Below are 23,578 nucleotides of genomic sequence, written 5' to 3' on the forward strand. Positions count from 1 at the left end.
CCCTCACGCCGCCCTTGTCATTCAGGTAGAAGGGAAAAGACTCTGCGCCGGCAGCGACCGGCGGTCAAAGCGGCGCAGCGCGTAGTAAAGAACCCCGGTGCCAAACCAACCTATTATCCATGAGACATCGTTACCGGCGAAGATCCACGTGAGCGAACCATGGAACAACGGGTTCTCAATGAACGGCAACTGGATAAGCACACCGACGATATACAGGGTGATCGCGTACAGGTTCCAGAACCCGTAGCGTTGCTGCGGGTCGCTTAGCGCCGGAATATCGATGGCGCCCTTCGAGATAAGATAATAATCCGTCAGACAGATGGCGCTCCACGGCACGAAGAACGCCAGCAGAAACAGAAGAAAATGCGTGAAATGCTTTAAGAAAGCGGGTTCGCTAAGCAACGCGATAATGCAGGAAGCCGTCACCATCAGCACCACGAATGCAATGCGACACTTTTGCGACAGCACGGTTTGCCGGCGGAAGGCGGAAACAATGGTGGTCAGCGACATAAAGCTGCCGTACGCATTGAGGGTAGTGAAGGTAATTTTACCAAAACAGATGGCGAAATAGATAACCATGGCCATCGCCTGACTCTTACCTAATCCCACCAGATAGCTCACCTCATGACCAGGGAACGCGCTGCCGGCAATGGCCGCTGTCAGAACCCCGAGCGTCATCGACGTTTGGGTACCAAATACGGTGCCGAAAAACACTGAGCACCACGTTTTCGTGGCGGAAACATCGCATGGCAGGTAGCGCGAATAGTCGGATACATAGGGGCAAAAAGCGATCTGCCACGATGAGGATAGCGATACGGCTAATAAAAACGTCGGCAGCGAAAAATGGTTATTGTGCGCGAGCGCACTGAGATCGGCTGAAAGTAGCAGCGTGATGAACATATAAACGAAGGCGAGAATTCCGACGATACTCGCCAGTTTGCCCAGCTTGTGGATCACCTTATAACCGAGGACGGCGATAACGATAATAATCGCACTGAATATCAGCATCCCGGCTACGTGGCTGATATTCAGTAGTTTGGCCATTGCCTGCCCGGCCAATACGGTGCCGCTGGCAGAAAAACCGATATACATGACGCAAACCAGCACCAGCGGCACCACCGCGCCAAAAACCCCAAACTGGGCGCGGCTAAGGATCATTTGCGGAAGTCCCAGTCGCGGTCCCTGCAGCGCATGCAGAGACATCACCGCCGCCCCCAGCATCTGACCGACCAGAAGCCCGACCAGAGACCACACTACATCGCCGCCCAGCACAACGGCTAAAGCGCCAGTGACAATCGCCGTAATTTGCAGATTGCCGCCAAACCAAAGGGTGAACTGGCTAAAAGGGTGTCCATGCCGTTCGCTTTCCGGGATGTAATCAATCGACCGCCTTTCACTCATTCCAGCATAATTGCTCTTTGACTGCCCGTCTGTAGACGAAAACGAAGACATAGGTTCCTCACTCAAGTTATTAATATCACCTCACTCAATCGTTCTTGTATATACAAGCATTGACAACTCACCGCCTTGCATGCACTCTCATTTTGTGACGAATATGTAAAATATTTGTATTGCAGAAAGTTACTGAACTAGCTCAAGGCGGTGCTTATTGTTGACGCCGGAAGCGATTAACTAAGGTATGCTGCCCATGATGGTCCCTTTTCAACTTTCGACGCTCCCCGTCACGCCGTGGAAAAACGGTGGCGGAGAGACGCGCGAAATCATCTGCGTACCCGCTCCAGATGCCCCTTTTCTCTGGCGAGCGAGTATTGCCACCCTGCAGGCGGATGGCCCTTTCTCCCCCTTTCCTGGCGTCGACCGGGTCATTACTCTGCTGGCGGGGCAGCCGCTACGGCTGTGTGGCGAGAATATCGACCAACCGCTGGCGCTCTGGCAGCCGTGGGCTTTCCCCGGCGAATGGGCGCTGTCCAGCGTCGGGATCGTTGCGCCAGGGCTGGACTTCAATATCATGACTCAGCGCGGGCGCGCGTCGGCGACAGTTCAGGTCGTTAGCGACCTGCAATGCCCTGCCAGCGAGGGGGTCGCTTATGTTCTACAAGGCGAGTGGGATCTGGCCGGGCGACGCTGCGCGGCCGGCAGCGGCCTCTGCTGGCGCGGTGGATCCCCGCGGAATCTGCGTCCCGTGGGCAGCAATGGACGCCTGCTGCTGGCGGAGATCGCGCTCAAATAATCGTCAGGAGAGATGATATACTGCAGCTATCGCGATGTACTTTTGCCCCGCGCGGCGCGGACCGGCTGAAAAATATCGTGACACAAGGGGTCGTCAGTGGGATATAATTCCCGGCTAAATTTGAGTTATTTTGAAATAACAATGTTAACGTTATGATTGTTAAAGTAAAAATAAGCAATAACGATAAGGATTAAAGCTATGGGTTTTCTTTCCGGTAAGCGCATTTTGATCACTGGCGTCGCCAGCAAACTGTCCATCGCCTACGGCATCGCGCAGGCAATGCACCGCGAAGGCGCGGAACTGGCATTCACCTATCAGAATGAGAAACTGAAAGGTCGCGTAGAAGAGTTTGCTGCCGCGCTGGGTTCTGACATTGTGCTGCCGTGCGACGTTGCTGAAGATGAGAGCATCACCGCGCTGTTCACCGAGCTGGAAAAAGTCTGGCCAAAATTCGATGGTTTCGTCCACTCAATCGGTTTTGCCCCGGCTGACCAGTTAGACGGCGACTACGTTGACGTTGTCACTCGCGACGGCTTTAAAATCGCGCACGACATCAGCGCTTACAGCTTCGTGGCAATGGCCAAAGCCTGCCGCGGCATGCTGAACCCGGGTTCGGCTCTGCTGACGCTCTCCTACCTGGGCGCAGAGCGCGCGATCCCGAACTATAACGTGATGGGTCTGGCCAAAGCCTCTCTGGAAGCTAACGTCCGCTATATGGCTAACGCCATGGGTCCGGAAGGCGTTCGCGTCAATGCCATCTCTGCCGGTCCTATCCGTACGCTGGCCGCGTCCGGTATTAAAGATTTCCGTAAAATGCTGGCGCACTGCGAAGCGGTCACCCCGATCCGTCGCACCGTCACCATTGAAGATGTGGGTAACAGCGCAGCCTTCCTGTGCTCCAACCTGTCTGCGGGGATCTCCGGTGAAGTCGTTCACGTTGACGGCGGGTTCAATATCGCCGCCATGAACGAGCTGGAACTGAAATAAGTTCCTTCCCCTCCTCGCCCCGGTGAGGAGGGTTCTTCCATCCCCCACGCCTTACGCCCCACCTGTTATTCCAATCGGCTATTTGTTAGCACGTATCAATATTTTCTCCTGCTTCCGGGTTACGCCAGGATAGTTCTGCATAAACGATCCGCGGAACGGCGGTTCGCCACATACCGAACAAGGAAAGCCCATGGAGCCACGCCGCGTGAATGGCAAAAATCACTGGTATCACGAAACCCAGTCAACAATCTGCCCGGTGGATGTCCTGCCGCTCGTCCCTGAAGCCGCCCATGTTGAAGACCGCTTTTTGCTGGACCTGACGCTGCCGGCCGCCTGGCTACGTGCCCACGCTGACTGGCTACACCCCGCACGCCAGCTGGCCGAACTGCTGTTTCCCGACCAGGTGGCGGTGAGTCGCCTGCAGACCTTTACCGCTTACGATCGACTCAGCACCGCGCTCACCGTCGCCCAGGTCTACGGCGTCCAGCGGCTGTGTAACCACTACGCCGCCCGCCTTGCTCCCCTGCCAGGCCCCGACTCCTCGCGCGAGAGCAACCGTCGTCTGGCGCAAATCACGCAATATGCTCGTCAGCTTGCCGGTTCGCCCTCGGTTATTAACGCTCTCTCCCGTAGCCAGCTGGACGAAGTGGGCTTAACCAGTCGGGACATTATTCTGTTCAACCAGATTATCGGATTCGTCGGCTTCCAGGCGCGGGCGATTGCCGTCCTGCAGGCGGCCCAGGGCTTTCCGGTGCGCTGGATCCCCGGTATGCCCCAGCAAGAGGAGGCACCCGCGGAGCTGTTCGCCCCGCCGCCGGGAGCATGGCAGGCAGACATTGCGGATCCCGACCTGCAGTATGCTGATGATGAGCGTCAGCGGCGCATCGCCGGCTGGCAGTCGCTGCCCGGTCTGGGCGAGCTGGCGCCGCTGCTGGCCTGCGACCCACAGTTATTCGCGCCTCTGGAGACCTTGATCCGCCAGCTCAGCACGGATGATACCTTTGGCCCGCAGGTCGCCTTACTCACGGCGCGCACCAATGGCAGCCCCACCTGTTTTGACGCCTGGCTCCCCCACTGGCAGGGTGAAGAGGAGTTCGCCAGCCATCTGCGGGAGGGCGACCAGGCCCTCCATCACTGGCTCCAGCAGCATCCTCAGGCCCGGTCTCTCGTGACCGCGGTGCAGCTGTTAACCCGCTCGCCTGACCGGTTTAGCGCCGCCCAGTTAACGCCCCTCGCGGAATATCGACTCTCTGAGCAACAAGCAATCGATCTGTTGATCTGGAGCGGGCTGTGCGGATGGATGAATCGTCTGAAAATCGCCCTCGGCAATGTGCGTCAGCAGACGTAAATTGCTGAAACAGCGCTTGCTGCGGCAGGCATATTCGCGTAAAAATGTCAGCCGCTCTTTTAGCCACGAAAATACCTAATTATGTTTCAGGATAACCCGCTGCTAGCGCAGCTTAAACAGCAACTGCATTCCCAGACGCCGCGCGCGGAAGGGGTCGTTAAGGGCACGGAAAAGGGCTTTGGCTTCCTCGAAGTGGACGCTCAGAAGAGCTACTTCATTCCGCCGCCGCAGATGAAAAAAGTGATGCATGGCGACCGTATCGTCGCGGTGATCCATTCTGAAAAAGAACGCGAAAGCGCCGAGCCGGAATCGCTGGTTGAGCCCTTCCTGACTCGTTTTGTCGGTAAAGTCCAGAAGAAAGACGATCGCCTCGCTATCGTTCCTGACCATCCGCTGCTGAAAGACGCCATTCCCTGCCGCGCCGCCCGCGGCGTTGAGCACGATTTTAAACAGGGTGACTGGGCCGTCGCCGAGATGCGCCGTCATCCATTAAAAGGCGACCGCGGATTTTACGCGGAGTTGACCCAGTTCATCACTTTTAGCGACGACCACTTCGTTCCATGGTGGGTAACCCTGGCGCGCCATAATCTTGAGAAAGAGGCACCGGACGGCGTCGCCACCGAGATGCTCGACGAGGGGCTGACGCGCCGCGACCTAACCGCCCTCGACTTCGTCACCATTGACAGCGCCAGCACCGAAGATATGGACGATGCGTTGTATGCCGAGTCCACTGCTGATGGCAAACTGCTGCTGACGGTCGCCATTGCCGACCCGACCGCCTGGATTGCCGAAGGCAGCAAGCTGGATAACGCCGCAAAAGTGCGCGCCTTTACCAACTATCTGCCGGGCTTCAACATTCCAATGCTGCCGCGCGAGCTGTCGGACGACCTCTGCTCCCTGCGCGCTAACGAAGTGCGCCCGGTGCTGGCCTGCCGGATGACCCTGGCGGCCGATGGCACCATCGAAGACAATATCGAGTTCTTTGCCGCCACCATCGAATCGAAAGCCAAGCTGGCCTATGACGACGTCTCTGACTGGCTGGAAGGCCGCGGCAGCTGGCAGCCGGACAGCGAGGCGATCGCGCAGCAAATTACGCTGCTGAAGGACGTGTGCCAGCGTCGTAGCGAATGGCGTCAGACCCATGCGCTGGTGTTCAAAGACCGTCCGGACTACCGTTTTGTTCTCGGCGAAAAAGGCGAAGTGCTGGATATCGTCGCGGAACCGCGTCGCATTGCCAACCGCATTGTCGAAGAGTCGATGATCGCCGCCAACATCTGTGCCGCCCGCATTCTGCGCGACAAGCTCGGCTTCGGCGTTTATAACGTTCATACCGGTTTCGATCCGGCGAACACCGAGCAGTTGGCCGCCCTGCTGAAAACCCATGATGTGCACGTCGACCCGACGGAAGTGCTCACCCTGGAAGGGTTCTGCAAGCTGCGCCGGGAACTGGACGCTCAGCCGACCGGTTTCCTCGACAGCCGCATTCGCCGCTTCCAGTCGTTTGCGGAAATCAGCACCGAGCCGGGCCCACACTTTGGTCTTGGGCTTGAAGCCTATGCCACCTGGACCTCGCCGATCCGTAAGTATGGCGACATGATCAACCACCGTCTGCTGAAAGCCATCATTAAAGGCGAGACCATTGCGCGTCCCCAGGATGAAGCCACCGTGCAGATGGCGGAGCGCCGTCGTCTCAACCGGATGGCCGAGCGCGACGTCGCCGACTGGCTGTACGCCCGTTTCCTCAACGATAAAGCCGGGACCGATACCCGCTTCGCGGCGGAGATCATCGACGTCAGCCGCGGCGGGATGCGCGTGCGTCTGGTGGACAATGGCGCGGTCGCCTTTATTCCGGCCCCGTTCCTCCACGCCGTGCGCGACGAACTGGTGTGCAGCCAGGAGAACGGTACCGTGCAGATCAAAGGTGAAGTAGTCTATAAAGTGACTGACGTTATCGATGTCACTATCGCTGAAGTTCGCATGGAAACCCGCAGCATTATTGCGCGTCCGGCGGTCTGACGCCCCTTCACAGCGGTTCCTGCGGGAACCGCTGCTTCTTTCCTCTCTATCCAGCCATTTCCGTCGCACCGATTAAGGTTGTGCGTTTTTTTCGCTTCTCTTTTTCATTCATTTTTAGCATCATTGATTTCATTCGTTTTTGTTACCAGGATAATGCCATGTCAGATGTGAATGCCCACCTGCTCGCTCAACGTATCGATACCGTGCTGGATATTCTGGTTGCCGGTGATTACCATTCTGCGATCCATAATCTGGAGATCCTCAAAGCGGAGCTGCTGGCGCTGGCGGCGGACGATGCTGAACAACAAAACCAACCCAAGGCGCCCTGGGAAATCTGAATATCAGCCATGCCGCAGCCGGCCATATGGACCGGTTGCTCGCCATATAGCCCCCTAACAGTGATGTTGCTATGAACGCCCGACAACAAAGTATTTTGCAAGTGGTCATCGATAAAGGCCGCATGAGCGTCGCCGATCTGGCGAAGATGACCGGTGTCTCTGAGGTTACTATTCGTCAGGATTTGAATTTGCTGGAAAAGCAGAGCTATTTGCGCCGTACTCATGGCTATGCCGTACCGCTGGACAGCGAAGATGTCGAAACCCGCATGATGACCCATTTCGCCATTAAGCGTGAGCTGGCCAGCCGGGCTGCGGCGCTAGTGAATACCGGTGAAACGGTATTTATCGAAAACGGCAGCAGCAATGCCCTGCTGGCGCGTACGCTGGCCGAGCGCGGCGATATCACCATCATTACCGTCAGCAGCTATATCGCCCATCTGCTGAAAGAGACCCCAGGAGAGGTGATCCTGCTGGGCGGAATTTATCAGAAACGCAGTGAGAGTATGGTCGGTCCGCTAACCCGTCAGTTCATCCAGCAGGTGCATTTCAGCAAAGCCTTCATCGGGATCGACGGTTGGCAGGCGGAAACCGGCTTTACCGGCCGCGATATGATGCGTGCGGACGTGGTGAACGCCGTGCTGGAGAAGCATTGTGAGGCAATTATTCTTAGCGACAGTTCAAAATTCAGCGCGGTACATCCCTATCCGCTCGGTCCCGCCGGCCGCTTTAATCGCGTTATTACCGACGATCGCTTACCGGACGCCTGTCGCGAACAATTGCTCCGCAGCGGCCTGACCGTCGATATCGTGCCCTACATCTGATCCTCCGCCGCCCCATCTCCTGCCAAAGCGCCGGAAGGGGCGCTTTATCGCTCTGAGAGTATTCCGAGCCGCTAATTAAGACTTTTTACCTGACGATAAATTTTAAAAAAAGTAAAATTATTATTAGCGATATAACAGGAAGTGACTATCACCTGCGTGATTTTCGTGACACCTGCGCACCTTAACTTCATGGAATTGCCCTAAAGCTGCTTTATCAGGCTATGCTTAGAGGAGCGCTGTAATCCATGAATAGATTATTCAGGAGAAAAAAATGATGACTTCAACGAGCAAAAAAATGGCTGCTGTCGTTCTGGCTGTCACTGTAGCAATGTCTCTGAGCGCTTGCTCTAACATGTCTAAACGCGATCGTAACACGGCTATCGGCGCTGGCGCCGGCGCTATCGGTGGTGCGGTGTTAACTGACGGTAGCGCGCTCGGTACCCTGGGTGGCGCAGCAGTCGGTGGTATTATTGGTCACCAGGTCGGAAAATAATTTAATTATCTGACGAAATAAAAGAATAATTCACACGAATTGACTTACGCACGTTAAATCATTCAAGGCCGCGGCATTTACCGCGGCCTTGTTATTTCAACCAGACCATTGGAGCAGAGGGAAAATAGCGATCAGCCACCGGCTAACTTGACCTTCATCCCTTTCGCCTCAAGCAGCGACTTGAGTAAATCCCGCTTATCGCCCTGGATCTCGATCACGCCATCTTTCACCGCGCCGCCGCAGCCGCATTTCTTTTTCAACTCTGCCGCCAGAGCGGTTAGCGCAGCATCGTCGGTATCAATCCCGCTAATCAGACAGACGCCTTTGCCCTTGCGGCCGCTGGTCTGGCGCTGGATCCGCACAATGCCGTCGCCTTTCGGGCGCACCGGCGCCGGTTTCGCCTCATCGATACGCCCGGTTTCGGTGGAGTAGACCAGACGGCTGTTGGAATCGCTCATTATGCCCCCTTGCGCAGAGAATCGTTGATCGCCCGCAGCGTCGCGGCTGGATCCGCCGACTGAGTAACCGGGCGACCAATCACCATATAGTCTACCCCAGCTTCCTGAGCCTGCTCAGGAGTCATAATTCGCCGCTGATCGCCAGCGTCGCTGCCCTGCGGACGAATCCCCGGGGTCACCAGCTTAAACGCCTGCCCCAGCTCATGCTTAAAGCGCACCGCCTCCTGGGCTGAACACACCACCCCATCAAGGCCGCAGCGTTGGGTCAGTGCCGCCAGCTTCGCCGCGTAGTCAGCCGGAGATAAGGTAATGCCCAGATCCTGTAGATCGCTGGACTCCATGCTGGTGAGCACCGTGACAGCGATCAGCAGCGGCGCATCTTTGCCAAACGGCAGCAGCGCTTCGCGCGCGGCGGTCATCATTCGCGCGCCGCCGGAAGCATGGACATTCACCATCCATACGCCCAGCTCAGCCGCTGCGGCCACCGCGCGGGCGGTGGTGTTGGGAATATCGTGAAACTTAAGGTCCAGGAACACCTCAAACCCACGCTGATGCAGATCGCGGACAAACTGCGGGCCCAGCAGGGTGAACATCTCTTTGCCCACCTTCAGGCGGCAGTCGCGCGGGTCGATGCGGTCGACAAATGCCAGCGCTTTATCGCGATTATCATAGTCGAGCGCAACCACAACGGGAGAGGATGTGACAGCGCGGGAAGATGGGATAGCTGTAGACGTCATGACCAGACCTTAGTGTTGATGGGCGCCGGGGTGGCGCAAAAAAGGTAAACGGGCAGCATTCTACCTGTGAAGCGAACAAAATAACAGACTGCCGTACCTGCCCTGACCGGACGATGGCGCTGCCGGGGCCGCGCCTGGAGAGGAGTGAAGCGATAAGTATGTTGTAACTAACGGAGGGCTTTTTTTTGGCTTTACTGGCCGTCGAGACCGCGAATGGGTTTAATGGTCGCCCACGAGCGGCAGGACGGACAATGCCAGTAGAGTGTATGAGCGGTAAACCCGCATTTCTGGCAGCGATAGCGTGGTTTGCTGCGCACCTGCTCACCAACCATGTTTCGCAGCACCCCAAGGCTTTCTTTCGCCCGCCCTTCTTCCGCTTCGTTGAGATGGTAGTCCATCAGCTTATGGAAGACGCGCATGGTCGGGTGGCGTTCCAGCTGCCGGGTGACGTAGTTTTGCGCCGCTTCGACGCCTTCCCGTTGCTCAAGGATCTGCGCCAGCATCAGTTCGGCGGTCGCCCCGGCGTTCTCCTCCACGCAGCGGCGCAGAAAAACTTCCCATTCATCGGTTTTGCCGAGCTGCTGGTAGCAGGTCTGCAGCATCTCCAGCGTTTCACCCACCAGCTCTTTATCCTGATCGATAACCCGCTCGAGGCTCTCCACCGCTTTGGCGTAGTCGCCCTTTTCCATCCACACCCGGCCCATCATGATCGATACCCGGGCGCTGTTGCGGTCCGCGGCGGCGCCTTTTCTCAACAACGCCATCGCTTTATCCAGATCGTTGGCTGCCATCTGCTGCAGGGCCAGTTCGCACCAGAAGTTGGCGATTTCGCCACGATGTTTCTCTTTCCCTAGCTTCACCAGCCGTTCAGCCACTTCAATAGCCGACTGCCAGTCGCTGGTCGCCTGGTAAATCTGCAGCAGTTGCTGCAGCGCGCCGAGGCGGAAATCGGTCTCATCCACCAGCTGTTTGAACATGTCTTCCGCGCGGTCATACAGTCCGGCGGCCATATAATCTCGTCCCAGCTGCTGCACCGCCAACAGGCGCTGATCGTAGGTTAACGACGCGCTTTCCATCAGGCTCTGGTGAATTCGGATCGCGCGGTCGACTTCGCCGCGCGAACGGAACAAATTACCGAGCGTCAGGTGCGCCTCAACGGTACCGGTATCCTCTTTCAGCATATCAAGGAACAGGTCGACGGCTTTATCCTGCTGGTTGCTGAGCAGGAAGTTAACCCCCGCCACGTAATCTCGCGACAGGCGGCTCGCATCGTCCTGTTTGGACTGTTGTGCACTTCTGCGCCCCATGTACCAGCCGTAAGCGGCGGCAACGGGTAAAAGCAGAAACAACAACTCCAGCATAAGAGGTTATTCCTTCACCGCAGGCACGCCTGCGTCGACAGCCGCCGGGCTGACGGGGGCAATCTGATGCTCAAGACGCTTAATTTTCCGCTCCGCGCGCGCCAGTGAGACACGCACCCGCAGCCAGAACAGGCCGCAGATCAGCCAGCCAATGGCAAAGCCCGCGGCAAACAGCACCGCCAGCAGCGTCGATATGCGGAATTCACCCTGAGCGAGTAAATAGTTGAAAGTGACCTGTTGGTCATTCTGCGCCCCCAGCGTCACTGAAATGACGAAGATTGCTAACACCAGTAAGAAAATGAGTAAATATTTCACATGACTTCCCGTTATGTGGGTTGCGCGAAAAAAGCCCGCTTTCAGCCCTATAAAGTATCATTTTCGCCGCAGCGGTGGAATGAAAAAGCATGGCAACTCTTCAGGATATGCGGTCGGATGCCGCTAAAATCAACATTATTCCGCTTCAGGCATCCGTTTTTTAATATCCTGCGCCTCTTCTCCGGGCGGCGAGAGCGGCCCACAAAGGCGCTGCGTCAGCCAGCAGGCCACCGTGACCAGCAGCCAGGAGATCAGCGTGGCGACGATGAGATCCAGCGGCCAGTGCATGCCCAGCGCCAGGCGACTGCCCATCACCGCCGTCGCCCACACCAGCAGCACCGCGATTGTGCCCCAGCGGCGACGCGGCCACAGCAGCCCCGCAGCGAGTAACGCCCAGCTGGCGGCAAACATGGTGTGACCTGACGGGAAAGCAAACCCCGTCTCCTTCTGCCAGTGTTTGCGTAAAAATGACGGAATGTCCTGCGCCTGCGCCAGCTGTTCATGCACCAGTTTAGCGCGTTCTTTACGCTTTAACGCGTAGAATTGCGTCACCGGCACCTGCCTTGTGTTTTCCAGCCAGATGACGAACGGTCTCGGCTCCTGGACCCGCGCCTTGACCCAGGATTTCGCCCCCTGTCCCGCCAGGATAGCGGCGGCAAGGATAAGGAACAGGATCAACGCCGCGCGCAGGCGAAAGCGCAGACACCAGAGGAACCAGCCGCAAAGCACGACATGAGTGATAATTCCCCACGGCTGGGTCACCGTTTCCGTCACCCACCACAGGCTTTTCAACATGGCAACCGGCAGTCCAGGCTGCCACAGCCACCCGGAAAGCCAGACCGTGAGGGGCATAACCAGCAGCAGCGCCGCCGCGAGAGCAGTTCGTCGGGCTATCAACAGCATTTTCTCTCCTTCTCCTTGTAGATGAACATCATAGCGGAAAGTAGATCGTTTGTGCGCTTTCCACACGGCTAACCGTTCGCGATTAGGAGAACGTCCAGGCGTTGTGGCAAAATAGCGGGAAACAGAAAGCACAGTCAGGTGCTGACAAAATCTGGAGAATCACATGCAGCTTAAACGTGTGGCAGAAGCCAAACTGCCAACCCCCTGGGGCGATTTCCTGATGGTGGGTTTTGAAGAACTGGCAACCGGACAGGATCATGTCGCGCTGGTATATGGCGATATATCAGGGCAGTCGCCGGTCCTCGCCCGCGTACATTCAGAGTGTTTGACGGGCGATGCCCTGTTTAGCCTGCGCTGTGATTGCGGCTTTCAACTGGAAGCGGCTCTGTCGCATATCGCTGAAGAAGGTCGGGGGATCCTGCTCTATCACCGCCAGGAAGGACGCAACATTGGTTTATTGAATAAGATCCGCGCCTACGCGCTGCAGGATCAGGGCTACGACACTGTCGAAGCGAACCATCAGCTTGGCTTCGCCGCCGATGAGCGCGATTTCACCTTGTGCGCCGACATGTTCAAATTGCTCAACGTTGAGCAGGTGCGGTTATTAACCAATAACCCGAAAAAAGTGGAAATTCTTACCGAAGCCGGGATCAACATTGTGGAGCGGGTGCCGCTGATCGTCGGGCGTAACCCGAAAAACGCTCACTATCTGGACACCAAAGCCGCCAAGATGGGCCATCTGCTGAACAGCAAGCCGACGGAATAAACCGGTGGAATAACCGAAAAAGGGCCAGCGATGCTGGCCCTTTGTTTCACAGCATATTACGAATAACGTAGTGCAGGATGCCGTCGTTGCGGTAGTAGGTGAGTTCGGTCGCCGTGTCGATACGGCACCGACAAGGGATCGCTTCCTGCGAGCCGTCAGCGCGAGTCAGGGTCACCGGCACCGTAGCGCCAGGCTGAAGCGACTGCAGATTACTGATATCAATCCGCTCTTCTCCGGTCAACCGCAGCGTTTTGCGGGTGACGCCCTGCGGGAACTCCAGCGGCAAAATGCCCATTCCGATCAGGTTGGAACGGTGGATACGCTCGAAGGACTCGGCGATCACTACCCGAATCCCCAGCAGGCGCGGCCCCTTCGCCGCCCAGTCACGGCTGGAACCTGAGCCATACTCCTTACCGGCAATCACCGCCAGCGGTGTGCCCTCAGCCTTGTACAGCATCGCCGCATCGTAGATCGCCATCGGTTCAGGATCCGGCAGATGGCGGGTCATGCCCCCTTCCACCCCTGGGACCATTTCGTTACGAATGCGGATATTGGCGAAGGTGCCACGCATCATCACCTCATGGTTACCGCGACGGGAACCATAGGAGTTAAAGTCGCGCCGGGCAACCCCATGCTCCTGCAGATAGCGGCCTGCCGGACTATCGGCTTTGATGCTCCCCGCCGGCGAAATGTGGTCCGTGGTGACTGAGTCGCCCAGCATGGCGAGGATCCGCGCGCCGCGAATATCCTCTACCGGCAGCGGCTCGGCGCCCATCTCGTCAAAGAACGGCGACAAGCGAATATAGGTCGAGTCCTCCTGCCAGTCGTAGGTATCTGACGCCTCCACCTTGATCGCCTTCCACTCCTCAGTGCCGGAAAACACTTCCGCGTACTCTTTGCGGAACATCTCGGTGGAGACCTGTTCCACCGCGCGGGCAATCTCCTCCCCGCTCGGCCAGATATCTTTCAGATAGACCGGCTCGCCATTCTTGCCCTGTCCCAACGGCTCGCGGGTGAGGTCGATATTCATGTTCCCCGCCAGCGCATAGGCGACCACCAACGGCGGCGAGGCCAGCCAGTTGGTTTTCACCAGCGGATGAATACGCCCTTCGAAGTTACGGTTACCGGAGAGCACTGCCCCGACGGTCAGATCGCCTTTTTTGATCGCTTCTTCGATAGGTTCAGGCAATGGACCGGAGTTACCGATACAGGTGGTGCAACCATATCCCACCAGATTGAAGCCGAGCTGGTCGAGGTAAGGCGTCAGGCCGGCATGGGCCAGATAATCCGACACCACTTTCGAGCCTGGGGCCAGGGAAGCTTTCACCCACGGCTGCGGCTGCAGGCCGCGTTCGACGGCTTTTTTCGCCAGCAGGCCGGCGGCCATCAACACGCTGGGGTTAGAGGTATTGGTGCAGGAGGTAATCGCTGCAATAGCCACCGCGCCATCCGGTAGCGAATAGTGATGCCCGTTCAGCGTATAGTCAACCGGCTGACGCTGACGCTGAAGGTGGTTAACCTCCAGCTCGCCGCTGGCGGCGAAGGCTTTCGGAACATCGCCCAGCGCCACGCGATCCTGCGGTCGCTTCGGCCCGGCGAGGCTCGCTTCGACGCTGCTCATATCCAGCGCCAGGGTACTGGTAAAGACCGGCTCATCGCCAGGCTGGCGCCACATGCCCTGGGCTTTAGCGTAGGCTTCCACCAGCGCGACCTGTTCTTCGCTACGGCCGCTGAGACGCATATAGCTGAGCGTTACGTCATCGATAGGGAAAAAGCCACAGGTGGCGCCATACTCCGGCGCCATATTGGCGATGGTCGCCCTGTCGGCAAGGGGTAAGGTATCCAGGCCGTCACCGTAGAATTCAACAAACTTGCCGACGACGCCATGCTGACGCAGCATTTGGGTAACCGTCAGTACCAGGTCAGTGGCGGTGATGCCTTCGCGCAGTTTGCCGCTGAGCTTAAAGCCCACAACATCGGGGATCAGCATTGACACCGGCTGGCCCAGCATAGCGGCTTCCGCTTCAATCCCGCCCACGCCCCAGCCCAGCACGCCAAGACCATTAATCATGGTGGTATGGGAGTCGGTGCCCACCAGCGTATCCGGCCACGCCATCCACTGGCCGTTCACCTCCTCGCTCCAGACCGCCCGGCCGAGGTATTCCAGGTTCACCTGGTGGCAAATACCGGTGCCCGGCGGCACCACGCTGAAGCGGCTGAAGGCCTGCTGCCCCCAGCGCAGAAAAGCGTAGCGTTCGTGGTTCCGCTCCATTTCCAGGCGGACGTTGTCTTCGAAGGCCTCGTCGTCGCCGAAGCGGTCAACGGTCACCGAGTGGTCGATCACCAGGTCAACCGGCGATAGCGGATTAACCTTCGCCGTATCGCCGCCAAGGCGTTTCACCGCCTCGCGCATGGCGGCCAGATCCACTACCGCCGGCACGCCGGTAAAGTCCTGCATCAGGACGCGTGCCGGACGGTAGGCGATTTCCCGGTCGGCATGGGCCTGTTGCAGCCAGCCGGCCAGGGCGCGAATATCTTCTTCAGTTACCGAGTCACCGTCCTGCCAGCGCAGCAGGTTCTCCATCAGCACCTTCAGCGACTTGGGCAGTCGACTGATCTCGCCCAGCTGCTTCTCCGCCAACGGCAGACTGTAGTAATGCCAGGTTTTATCGTTGACCTGCAGCGTGTCCTTACTGGCTTCTCGTAGGGTTGACGACATAGCTCCTCCTTTATCTCAGGGATGGCATACCCTGATTCTCCTCAGGGTCTCCATTAAAGATAACACATACTGAGCATAACACTTTGATAACAACCCAAATTGCTAAATACGATGAGACAGAGAGAGAGGAAACGGGAATTATCCGAGAGCAGGCGAAATAGCACCAAAATAGTGCAAAGAGGGCGTATGCCGATATTGTATTAGTACACGAGGACAAAAAAAGAGCTAATCGGCCAGCTGGCAGTGATTAGCTCTGGTGAGTGATTTCAGGTTGGATGAATCCAGCGGCAAAATATATTCTCCCTGTATTGCCGGTCACTGATTTTATATTACAGTTTCCTTTCACTGTCATAAAAATGACATGTATCTACAACGATGACCTACAGCTTTAGCTGACAATCCAGATGTTGCAGATGGTGAGCGCGATGATGCTCCAGAACATCGCCAACCCTACCAACACTACGCCCCATACGCGACTACGCAGAACGGGATCGATTTCGGTTTTGTCATTCTCGTATGACATCGCCAGTTTCATGTAATCGATATTACTTATCATATTGTCACCACCAATTGCTCAAATCATCAGGTACAGATAAATCTTAATTATGGATAAAAGATTAATCCAGCGAATTTAGGCCTGATGGAATATATTTAACCGGTTATTTGATCGCGGCGGGCATAATGAAAAACGTGTTGCCAAAAATTATTAATTTTGTGATTGGTTCGAGGTTTAAGTTGTTAAATACAGTCCATCATAGTTAATGGCACTCCTCGCAGGGAGTGCCATTATTATTTTCAGGGTTATTTTTCCGGAAGTTTTATATCTTTGAACATCGCTTCAATATCTTCATTCGAGCGTAAAGCCACCGCGGTATCTACCACGTCCCTGGTCAAATGGGGAGCAAAACGTTGAATAAAATCATACATGTAGCTTCGTAAGAAGGTGCTACGGCGGAAACCTATCTTAGTGGTGCTGTGGCTGAAAATACCGTTCGCATCCAGCTTCACCAGATCCGGGTCAGAGACCGGATCCACCGCCATGCTGGCGATTACCCCTACCCCCAGCCCCAGGCGAACATAGGTTTTGATGACGTCGGCATCGGTGGCGGTAAAAACAATGCGCGGCGTCAGGCCCGCACGGTTAAACGCGGTATCCAGTTCGGAGCGGCCGGTAAAACCAAAGGTATAGGTTACCAGTGGATACTGGGCCAGTTCCTCTATGGACACCGAGCCCTTGGTGGCCAGAGGATGCTCGGGGGTCACTACAATCGACCGGTTCCAGTGATAGCATGGCAGCATCACCAGATCGTCATACAGATGCAGCGCCTCGGTGGCGATGGCGAAATCGGCATTGCCTTTCGACACAGCCTCCGCAATCTGAGTCGGCGAGCCCTGATGCATATGCAGCGACACCCGCGGGTAGCGTTCAATAAACCCCTTGATCACTCCCGGTAACGCATAGCGCGCCTGGGTATGGGTGGTGGCGACGTAAAGAGACCCTTTGTCAGGCCAGGTATGCTCTCCGGCGACAGATTTGATGGCATCGACTTTCGACAGCACTTCGCGGGCGATGCGGATGATCTCCTGCCCGGCCGGCGTCACCTGGGTTAAGTGTTTACCGCTGCGGGCAAAGATCTGAATGCCCAGCTCATCCTCCAGCATGCGGACCTGCTTACTGATACCCGGCTGGGAGGTATAGAGCCCTTCGGCGGTGGATGAAACATTCAGGTTATGGTTAACCACCTCAACGATGTAGCGAAGCTGTTGTAGTTTCATGGCTGATATCCGTTTGCGCGTAAAATGAAGCCGCTTAATACACTTTACGTTCAGGCAACTTGTCGCCGATGAAGGCCCTGGGCTCCCGGCAGTTGGCCATAGTGGCGCCGCAATGCATCCTGAAAGCGATGATGTATAAGACGTTTTAATAATAAAAAAGGCATTAACTATAACCACTATATCATTTATATCAACACTGTATAGACGCTAACGAAAAATAATATAGGTGGTTATAAGGGGAGGAAATTAACGCAAAGAGGGGAAGACGACACGGCAGAGAAATGCACTCTCTCTGCCGGTCGCCTGAGCAGGAAAAGCGCGCTTTTCCTGCCCGAACGAACGCCATTACTTTTTGGCTTCCGTCCACTTACCGTCGATAAAGAAAGCTGACCAGCCGGTCGCTTTGCCCTCTTTTTCGGACGCCACGTACTGCTGCTTGGTTTTACGGCTAAAGCGTACCAGCGTTTTATTGCCTTCCGGATCCTGCTGCGGCGCATCGGCGAGATAACGCAGTTTTTCCGGCAGACGATCGCGGAAGCGGTACAGCTCCTCCACCAGCGGCGCACGCGTTTCCCGTGATTTCGGGAAGGTGTTGGCCGCCAGGAAGACGCCCGCCGCCCCGTCGCGCAGCACAAAGTAGGCGTCAGACTTCTCACACGGCAGCTCCGGCAGCGGCACCGGATCTTCCTTCGGCGGAGCCACTTCGCCATTGCGCAGGATCTTACGCGTGTTCTTACACTCGTCGTTGGTACAGGCCATGTACTTACCGAAACGCCCCATTTTCAGGTGCATTTCAGACCCGCACTTCTCGCACTCCACCACCGGGCCGTCATAGCCCTTGATGCGGAATTCGCCCTCTTCAATCTCGTAGCCGTCGCAGGTCGGGTTATTACCACAGACATGCAGCTTACGCTTAGGATCGATAAGGTAGCTGTCCATCGCCGTCCCACACTTCTGGCAGCGACGTTTGGCGCGCAGCGCGTTGGTTTCCGCGTCATCGCCTTCCAGCACGTTGAGGACTTCGTTCTCCGGCACCAGGTTGATGGTGGTTTTGCACCGCTCTTTCGGCGGCAAGGCATAGCCCGAACAGCCGAGGAAAACGCCGGTGCTGGCGGTACGGATCCCCATTTTACGGCCGCAGGTCGGGCAGTCGATGCTGGTGAGCACCATCGGGTTCGGCTGCATGCCGCCCTCTTCCGGATCTTTCTCTGCCGTCGCCAGCTGGGTGGTAAAATCGCCGAAGAAGTGGTTCAGCACCTCTTTCCACTCGGCCTGGTGGTTCGCAACCTGGTCGAGGCGATCCTCCATCTGCGCGGTAAAATCGTAGTTCATCAGATCGCGGAAGTTTTCTTCCAGCCGGTCGGTAACGATCTCGCCCATTTTTTCGGCGTAAAAACGACGATTTTCCACCCGCACGTAGCCGCGATCCTGAATGGTCGAAATGATCGACGCGTAGGTCGACGGACGGCCAATCCCGCGTTTTTCCAGCTCTTTCACCAGCGAGGCCTCGCTGAAACGCGCCGGCGGCTTGGTAAAGTGCTGCGCAGGCGTCAGCTCCACCAGGCTCAGGCGGTCGCCCTGTTTGACCAGCGGCAGCGTTCGGTCTTCATCGCCCTTGCGCAGCGCCGGCATGACTTTTGTCCAGCCGTCGAAACGTAAAGTGCGACCGCGCGCTTTCAGTTTGAAATCACCCGCAGCCACGGTCAGCGTGGTGGAGTCGTACTGCGCCGGCGTCATCTGACAGGCGACAAACTGGCGCCAGATCAGCTGATAAAGCTTCTGCGCATCCGCTTCCATATCTTTCAGCGTTTCCGCCAGCACGTTCACATCAGACGGACGAATCGCTTCGTGCGCTTCCTGCGAGTTTTCTTTGCTGGCGTACTGGTTCGCGCTATCCGGCAGATATTTTTTGCCAAATTTGTCGCTGATGTAGCCGCGAACCATGTTCAGCGCGTCCTGACTCAGGTTGGTGGAGTCGGTACGCATATAGGTGATGTGCCCTGCCTCATAGAGTCGCTGAGCCATCATCATGGTCTTTTTCACGCCGAAGCCCAGACGGGTGCTGGCCGCCTGCTGCAGGGTGGAGGTGATGAACGGCGCGCCCGGCTTGCTGCTGGTCGGCTTATCTTCACGCTCCAGTACGCTGTAGCTGGCTTTTTCCAGCAGCGATACCGCCGCCATGGTCTCATCACGGCTGACCGGACGGAACGGCTTATCATCCTTATGGGTCACCTGCAGCGGCAGGGCGTCACCGCCCGGCGTGGTGGTGCTGGCGTCGACTTCCCAGTACTCTTCCGGGACGAACGCTTTAATTTCACGTTCACGCTCCACCACCAGGCGGACCGCGACGGACTGCACGCGCCCGGCAGAAAGACCACGGGCGATTTTTTTCCACAGCAGCGGCGAAACCATATAGCCCACCACGCGGTCCATAAAACGACGCGCCTGCTGGGCGTTAACCCGATCGATATTCAGTTCGCCCGGCTTTTCAAAGGCCTGACGAATAGCGTTTTTGGTGATCTCATTGAACACCACGCGGCTGTAACGCTGTTCATCGCCGCCGATGACTTCCCGCAGGTGCCAGGCAATGGCTTCCCCTTCGCGGTCAAGGTCGGTTGCGAGATAGATGTGGTCAGCTTTTTCCGCCAACTGTTTGAGTTCTGAAACTACCTTTTCTTTACCCGGAAGTACTTCATAGTGCGCATTCCAGTCATGCCATGGGTCCACGCCCATACGGTTAACCAGAGCACTACGTTCGTCCTTTTTAGGCTTTTTAGCCCCTTTGGTGGCGGTAGAGTCGGCGCTCTTTTTGGAAGCTGATCCACTGGTCGGCAAATCGCGGATATGACCGACGCTGGATTTCACCACGTAGTCATTACCCAGATACTTATTGATCGTTTTGGCTTTTGCCGGGGACTCAACGATAACGAGAGCTTTACCCATATTCACCTTTACCTAATTTGATTCATCCAGGAATACATCGCACATTCATACACCCTCCACTGGCGACTGCCTCATATGTTGCGGCACCGTCGGTGAATATCAACCCTGAACACCCGTTTCATCTCCGTAAAACCAGGCGCTTGAGTTTGCTGACTTTTTCTCGTCAGGTGACATAGCACGAAGAATTTTTGGCCGAATGTCAAGCAAATCTGTTGCCAGATCGCCGAAAGCGTCACACTGTACCTGATAAAATTCGTTACGCAACTTTATTAGCATGCAAAAGCAAATCCCGCCAGTAAACGGCTGTTTCTCCACTGGTTACCATTACCCCTGATTTATGCATGGAAAATTTGCCCCACGCCGCCGCGCGGCGTAAACTACGCGCGGAGAAAAAGAGGAGTCCGTTATGCAAGGTACAACCCAACCAATCGATCGCCAGACGCTGCTCGAAAAAGCCAACAAACTTATTCGCGAACATGAGAATACGTTAGCCGGTATCGAAGCCACCGACGTCGTTCAGCGCAACAATGTCCTGGTGTTTAGCGGTGAGTTTTACCTTGATGAGCAGGGACTACCGACGCCGAAGAGTACAGCGGTATTTAACATGTTTAAGTATCTTGCTCACGAGCTGTCGGACAAGTACCACCTGGTCGATTAAGACCAGTGAAAACAATAACGCGAGGCCCAGGCCTCGCGTTATGTTATTTACATCAGCGGTTTCTGACCGCGCTGCCACCAGCGCAGCAGAAGCCGATCGGCGCTCTCCGCCGCGCTACCGGTAAAGCGGTCGAGCATCTTCTTACGCTGTTGATAACGTACCCCGATCACCTCGTGGCTCTCCATCAGCCCCAGCAGCAGCTCATCGCTGGTTTCAACCGCATCCACCAGACCTTTTTCCAGCGCCTGCACTCCGTACCAGTGTTCGCCGGTGGCCACCTGCTCAATATCAAGTCCCGGACGCATCCGGTGGACGAAATCCTTGAACAAATGATGTGTCTCATTGAGATCCTCGCGGAACTTGCGCCGCCCTTCCTCGGTATTTTCGCCCAGCATGGTGAGCGTTCGTTTGTACTGCCCGGCGGTGTGCAGTTCAATATCGATATCTTTATTCTTCAGGAAGCGGTGCAGGTTCGGGATCTGCGCCACCACGCCAATAGAGCCGAGGATCGCAAACGGCGCCGAGACAATTTTGTTCGCCACGCAGGCCATCATATAGCCGCCGCTGGCCGCCACTTTGTCGACCGCCACCGTCAGCGGGATCTGCTTGTCGCGCAAACGCTGCAGCTGAGAGGCGGCCAGACCGTAGCCGTGCACCACCCCGCCGGGGCTTTCCAGGCGAATCACCACCTGATCGCGCGCTTTCGCCGCCGCCAGTACCGCGGTGATCTCTTCCCGCAGGCTATTGACCTCATGAGCATCCATACTGCCTTTGAAATCCAGCACCCAGGCGCGCGGCTTGCCTTCCGGCTCGGCATTACCCAGCTTCGCCCGCGCTTTGGCCGCCTTCGCCTCTTGTTTTTGCTTTTTCTTCTGCGCCTTATGCCACTGCTTCTGCTGCGGGCCGTCCAGCAGCGCCACCGCCAGCGATTCCTTCATCTCTTTATAATGCTCGCTAAGATTGGTCACCCGCAGCTCGCCGCGCTGCTTCTTGCGCTGAGCGAGGTTGACGATAATAGCGGCAATCACCGCGATGGCGACGACAACCGTCGCGATCTTGGCTAAAAATAAGCCGTACTGAGCAAGTAATTCCACGTTTTCACCTTGTGTAAAGCACTGACGTTGCTGCACAGTGTACCTCAGCCGCTGGCGAGAAGTCTTTGTGCTTTGTGTTCTCTGCGCAGCGGATTCCGTTTTTTTTCGCGCGGCTGAAATCGTTGCAAGATATTAATTTTGTGAATACTTTCCGCTTCGCCGATTGCAATGGCGGGCGCTTTCAGGCATAACAGCGCAAAAGTGAGATACCAAAGATGAAGCGCGATCGGGAACCGATCGCCCAAGGAGTTGCCGTGCATTATCAACCACAACGTCACTTGCTGAAAGATCGCATCATCCTGGTCACCGGGGCCAGCGACGGGATTGGTCGTGAAGCGGCCCTGACCTACGCGCGCTATAGCGCCAGCGTTATCCTGCTGGGTCGCAACGACGACAAACTGCGCACCGTCGCCCAGGAGATTGAGCGTGAGGGTGGAATTCCCCCTCGCTGGTTTACCCTCGACCTGCTCACCTGTACGCCCCAGGCGTGCCAGCAGCTGGCGCAGCAGATCAGCATGCACTATCCCCGCCTTGACGGCGTGCTGCATAACGCCGGCCTGCTCGGCGACATCTGCCCAATGGAAGAGCAGAAGCCGGAGGTCTGGCAGCAGGTGATGCAGGTGAACGTTAATGGCACCTTTATGCTGACCCAGGCGCTTCTTCCTTTATTACTCCGTTCGGAATCGGGCTCGCTGGTCTTCACCTCATCCAGCGTCGGTCGTCAGGGCCGCGCCAACTGGGGCGCCTATGCCGTTTCCAAATTCGCCACCGAAGGGATGATGCAGGTGCTGGCCGACGAGTATCAAAGCCGCCACCTGCGGGTAAACTGTATCAACCCCGGCGGCACTCGCACCGGAATGCGCGCCAGCGCGTTCCCGACGGAAGATCCGCTGAAACTGAAAACCCCCGCTGACATTATGCCCGTCTATCTGTGGCTGATGGGTGACGACAGTCGTCGCAAGACGGGAATGACCTTCGACGCCCAACCGGGACGTAAACCAGGAATTGCCCAATGAGTGATGAACGCTACCGCGAACGCCAGCAGCGGCTGAAAGATAAAGTTGACGCCCGGGTGGCGGCGGCCCAGGACGAGCGCGGCATTGTGATGGTCTTTACCGGCAACGGCAAAGGCAAAACCACCGCCGCCTTTGGCACCGCGACCCGCGCAGTCGGCCATGGCAAAAAAGTCGGCGTGATCCAGTTTATCAAGGGGACCTGGCCTAACGGCGAGCGTAATCTGCTGGAGCCTCACGGCGTCGAATTTCAGGTGATGGCCACCGGCTTCACCTGGAACACCCAGGATCGCGACAGCGACACCGCCGCCTGCCTGGCGGTCTGGGAGCATGCCCGCCGTATGCTCGCTGACGACCAGCTCGATCTGGTGCTGCTGGACGAGCTGACCTACATGGTGGCGTATGATTACCTGCCGCTGGAGTCGGTGCTGAGCGCCCTGCGTGAGCGCCCTGCCCATCAGTCGGTAATCATCACCGGCCGCGGCTGTCATCGCGATATTATTGAACTGGCCGATACCGTCAGCGAACTGCGTCCGGTCAAGCATGCATTTGATGCCGGGATTAAAGCGCAGATGGGGATAGACTACTGAGGGCCTGATAGCGCGGAAGGAAGTACGCGTTCCGGCGGCAAGTCACCGGAA

At 56.8% G+C, this 23,578-nt stretch carries 23 protein-coding genes; 11 read left to right on the top strand and 12 right to left on the bottom strand.

The window, feature by feature from the left end:
- Positions 1–21: 21 nt before the first annotated feature.
- Positions 22–1,401 carry a cytosine permease gene (locus tag IB144_RS15485; RefSeq protein ID WP_040216335.1) on the bottom strand — a complete coding sequence of 460 codons (1,380 nt, stop codon included), beginning with the start codon at positions 1,399–1,401 and terminating at the stop codon, positions 22–24.
- Between the two features lie 247 nt (positions 1,402–1,648).
- On the opposite strand from IB144_RS15485, the gene IB144_RS15490 reads away from it, so the two are divergent.
- The 7 genes from IB144_RS15490 (at position 1,649) to osmB (ending at position 8,194) form a co-directional block, all read left to right on the top strand.
- Positions 1,649–2,191: a HutD family protein gene (locus IB144_RS15490; RefSeq protein ID WP_004152967.1), complete on the top strand. Its 543-nt coding sequence runs from the start codon at positions 1,649–1,651 to the stop codon at positions 2,189–2,191.
- A 198-nt stretch (positions 2,192–2,389) separates the two neighbouring features.
- Positions 2,390–3,178 carry an enoyl-ACP reductase FabI gene (fabI, locus tag IB144_RS15495; RefSeq protein WP_004140277.1) on the top strand — a complete coding sequence of 263 codons (789 nt, stop codon included), beginning with the start codon at positions 2,390–2,392 and terminating at the stop codon, positions 3,176–3,178.
- A 190-nt stretch (positions 3,179–3,368) separates the two neighbouring features.
- Entirely contained in the window at positions 3,369–4,526 is a 1,158-nt protein-coding gene (locus IB144_RS15500) for a carboxymuconolactone decarboxylase family protein (protein WP_004151905.1), read from the top strand.
- Between the two features lie 81 nt (positions 4,527–4,607).
- A complete protein-coding gene (locus tag IB144_RS15505) occupies positions 4,608–6,542 on the top strand; it encodes an exoribonuclease II (RefSeq protein WP_004176468.1) in 1,935 nt (644 codons plus the stop codon).
- A gap of 158 nt (positions 6,543–6,700) precedes the next feature.
- Positions 6,701–6,880, top strand: a complete 180-nt coding sequence (locus IB144_RS15510) for a hypothetical protein (RefSeq protein WP_002901786.1) — start codon at positions 6,701–6,703, stop codon at positions 6,878–6,880.
- A 71-nt stretch (positions 6,881–6,951) separates the two neighbouring features.
- The gene (locus IB144_RS15515) at positions 6,952–7,701 is read left to right on the top strand and encodes a DNA-binding transcriptional regulator YciT (protein WP_002901785.1); all 750 of its coding nucleotides are present in this window, start codon (positions 6,952–6,954) and stop codon (positions 7,699–7,701) included.
- Between the two features lie 274 nt (positions 7,702–7,975).
- On the top strand, positions 7,976–8,194 hold the full coding sequence (osmB, locus tag IB144_RS15520; protein WP_002901783.1) for an osmotically-inducible lipoprotein OsmB: 219 nt from the start codon (positions 7,976–7,978) through the stop codon (positions 8,192–8,194).
- A 131-nt stretch (positions 8,195–8,325) separates the two neighbouring features.
- Here the strand turns inward: osmB and yciH are convergent, their stop codons facing one another.
- The 5 genes from yciH to pgpB all read right to left on the bottom strand — a co-directional run bounded on the left by yciH (position 8,326) and on the right by pgpB (position 11,968).
- On the bottom strand, positions 8,326–8,652 hold the full coding sequence (yciH, locus tag IB144_RS15525) for a stress response translation initiation inhibitor YciH (protein WP_004210732.1): 327 nt from the start codon (positions 8,650–8,652) through the stop codon (positions 8,326–8,328).
- Positions 8,652–9,389 carry an orotidine-5'-phosphate decarboxylase gene (gene pyrF / locus IB144_RS15530; RefSeq protein WP_004151907.1) on the bottom strand — a complete coding sequence of 246 codons (738 nt, stop codon included), beginning with the start codon at positions 9,387–9,389 and terminating at the stop codon, positions 8,652–8,654. Before pyrF ends, yciH begins: the two co-directional genes overlap by 1 nt.
- A 191-nt stretch (positions 9,390–9,580) precedes the next feature.
- Positions 9,581–10,750: a lipopolysaccharide assembly protein LapB gene (gene lapB / locus IB144_RS15535; protein WP_004140292.1), complete on the bottom strand. Its 1,170-nt coding sequence runs from the start codon at positions 10,748–10,750 to the stop codon at positions 9,581–9,583.
- Between the two features lie 6 nt (positions 10,751–10,756).
- Positions 10,757–11,065, bottom strand: a complete 309-nt coding sequence (locus tag IB144_RS15540; protein ID WP_002901780.1) for a LapA family protein — start codon at positions 11,063–11,065, stop codon at positions 10,757–10,759.
- Positions 11,066–11,200: 135 nt separating this feature from the next.
- Entirely contained in the window at positions 11,201–11,968 is a 768-nt protein-coding gene (pgpB, locus tag IB144_RS15545) for a phosphatidylglycerophosphatase B (protein WP_002901779.1), read from the bottom strand.
- A gap of 163 nt (positions 11,969–12,131) precedes the next feature.
- Here pgpB and ribA point away from each other — a divergent pair, with 163 nt between their 5' ends.
- Complete coding sequence (gene ribA, locus IB144_RS15550) at positions 12,132–12,734, top strand: GTP cyclohydrolase II (protein WP_002901778.1); 603 nt, start codon at positions 12,132–12,134, stop codon at positions 12,732–12,734.
- A 46-nt stretch (positions 12,735–12,780) separates the two neighbouring features.
- Here the strand turns inward: ribA and acnA are convergent, their stop codons facing one another.
- The 4 genes from acnA to topA all read right to left on the bottom strand — a co-directional run bounded on the left by acnA (position 12,781) and on the right by topA (position 20,172).
- Positions 12,781–15,453, bottom strand: a complete 2,673-nt coding sequence (gene acnA / locus IB144_RS15555; protein WP_004176472.1) for an aconitate hydratase AcnA — start codon at positions 15,451–15,453, stop codon at positions 12,781–12,783.
- Between the two features lie 388 nt (positions 15,454–15,841).
- Positions 15,842–16,009: a YmiA family putative membrane protein gene (locus tag IB144_RS15560; protein ID WP_002901776.1), complete on the bottom strand. Its 168-nt coding sequence runs from the start codon at positions 16,007–16,009 to the stop codon at positions 15,842–15,844.
- A gap of 245 nt (positions 16,010–16,254) precedes the next feature.
- On the bottom strand, positions 16,255–17,229 hold the full coding sequence (gene cysB, locus IB144_RS15565; protein ID WP_002901772.1) for an HTH-type transcriptional regulator CysB: 975 nt from the start codon (positions 17,227–17,229) through the stop codon (positions 16,255–16,257).
- A 345-nt stretch (positions 17,230–17,574) separates the two neighbouring features.
- Positions 17,575–20,172, bottom strand: coding sequence for a type I DNA topoisomerase (gene topA, locus IB144_RS15570; RefSeq protein WP_002901763.1), 2,598 nt, complete (start codon positions 20,170–20,172; stop codon positions 17,575–17,577).
- A gap of 406 nt (positions 20,173–20,578) precedes the next feature.
- Here topA and IB144_RS15575 point away from each other — a divergent pair, with 406 nt between their 5' ends.
- The gene (locus IB144_RS15575; RefSeq protein ID WP_149358919.1) at positions 20,579–20,830 is read left to right on the top strand and encodes a YciN family protein; all 252 of its coding nucleotides are present in this window, start codon (positions 20,579–20,581) and stop codon (positions 20,828–20,830) included.
- A 47-nt stretch (positions 20,831–20,877) separates the two neighbouring features.
- Here the strand turns inward: IB144_RS15575 and sohB are convergent, their stop codons facing one another.
- Positions 20,878–21,924 carry a protease SohB gene (gene sohB / locus IB144_RS15580; RefSeq protein WP_002901758.1) on the bottom strand — a complete coding sequence of 349 codons (1,047 nt, stop codon included), beginning with the start codon at positions 21,922–21,924 and terminating at the stop codon, positions 20,878–20,880.
- Positions 21,925–21,968: 44 nt separating this feature from the next.
- The gene (locus IB144_RS15585) at positions 21,969–22,184 is read right to left on the bottom strand and encodes a hypothetical protein (protein ID WP_004148112.1); all 216 of its coding nucleotides are present in this window, start codon (positions 22,182–22,184) and stop codon (positions 21,969–21,971) included.
- Between IB144_RS15585 and IB144_RS15590 the strand changes: the two genes are divergently transcribed.
- Positions 22,179–22,940, top strand: a complete 762-nt coding sequence (locus IB144_RS15590) for a YciK family oxidoreductase (protein WP_004196459.1) — start codon at positions 22,179–22,181, stop codon at positions 22,938–22,940. The two genes, IB144_RS15585 and IB144_RS15590, sit on opposite strands and share 6 nt — an antisense overlap.
- Positions 22,937–23,527 (top strand): cob(I)yrinic acid a,c-diamide adenosyltransferase, encoded by a 591-nt coding sequence (gene cobO, locus IB144_RS15595; protein WP_002901749.1) that lies wholly within the window; start codon positions 22,937–22,939, stop codon positions 23,525–23,527. Before IB144_RS15590 ends, cobO begins: the two co-directional genes overlap by 4 nt.
- Positions 23,528–23,578: the final 51 nt, after the last annotated feature.

The sequence above is a fragment of the Klebsiella sp. K4 genome (assembly GCF_014596785.2).
Taxonomy (GTDB): Bacteria; Pseudomonadota; Gammaproteobacteria; order Enterobacterales; family Enterobacteriaceae; genus Klebsiella; species Klebsiella pneumoniae.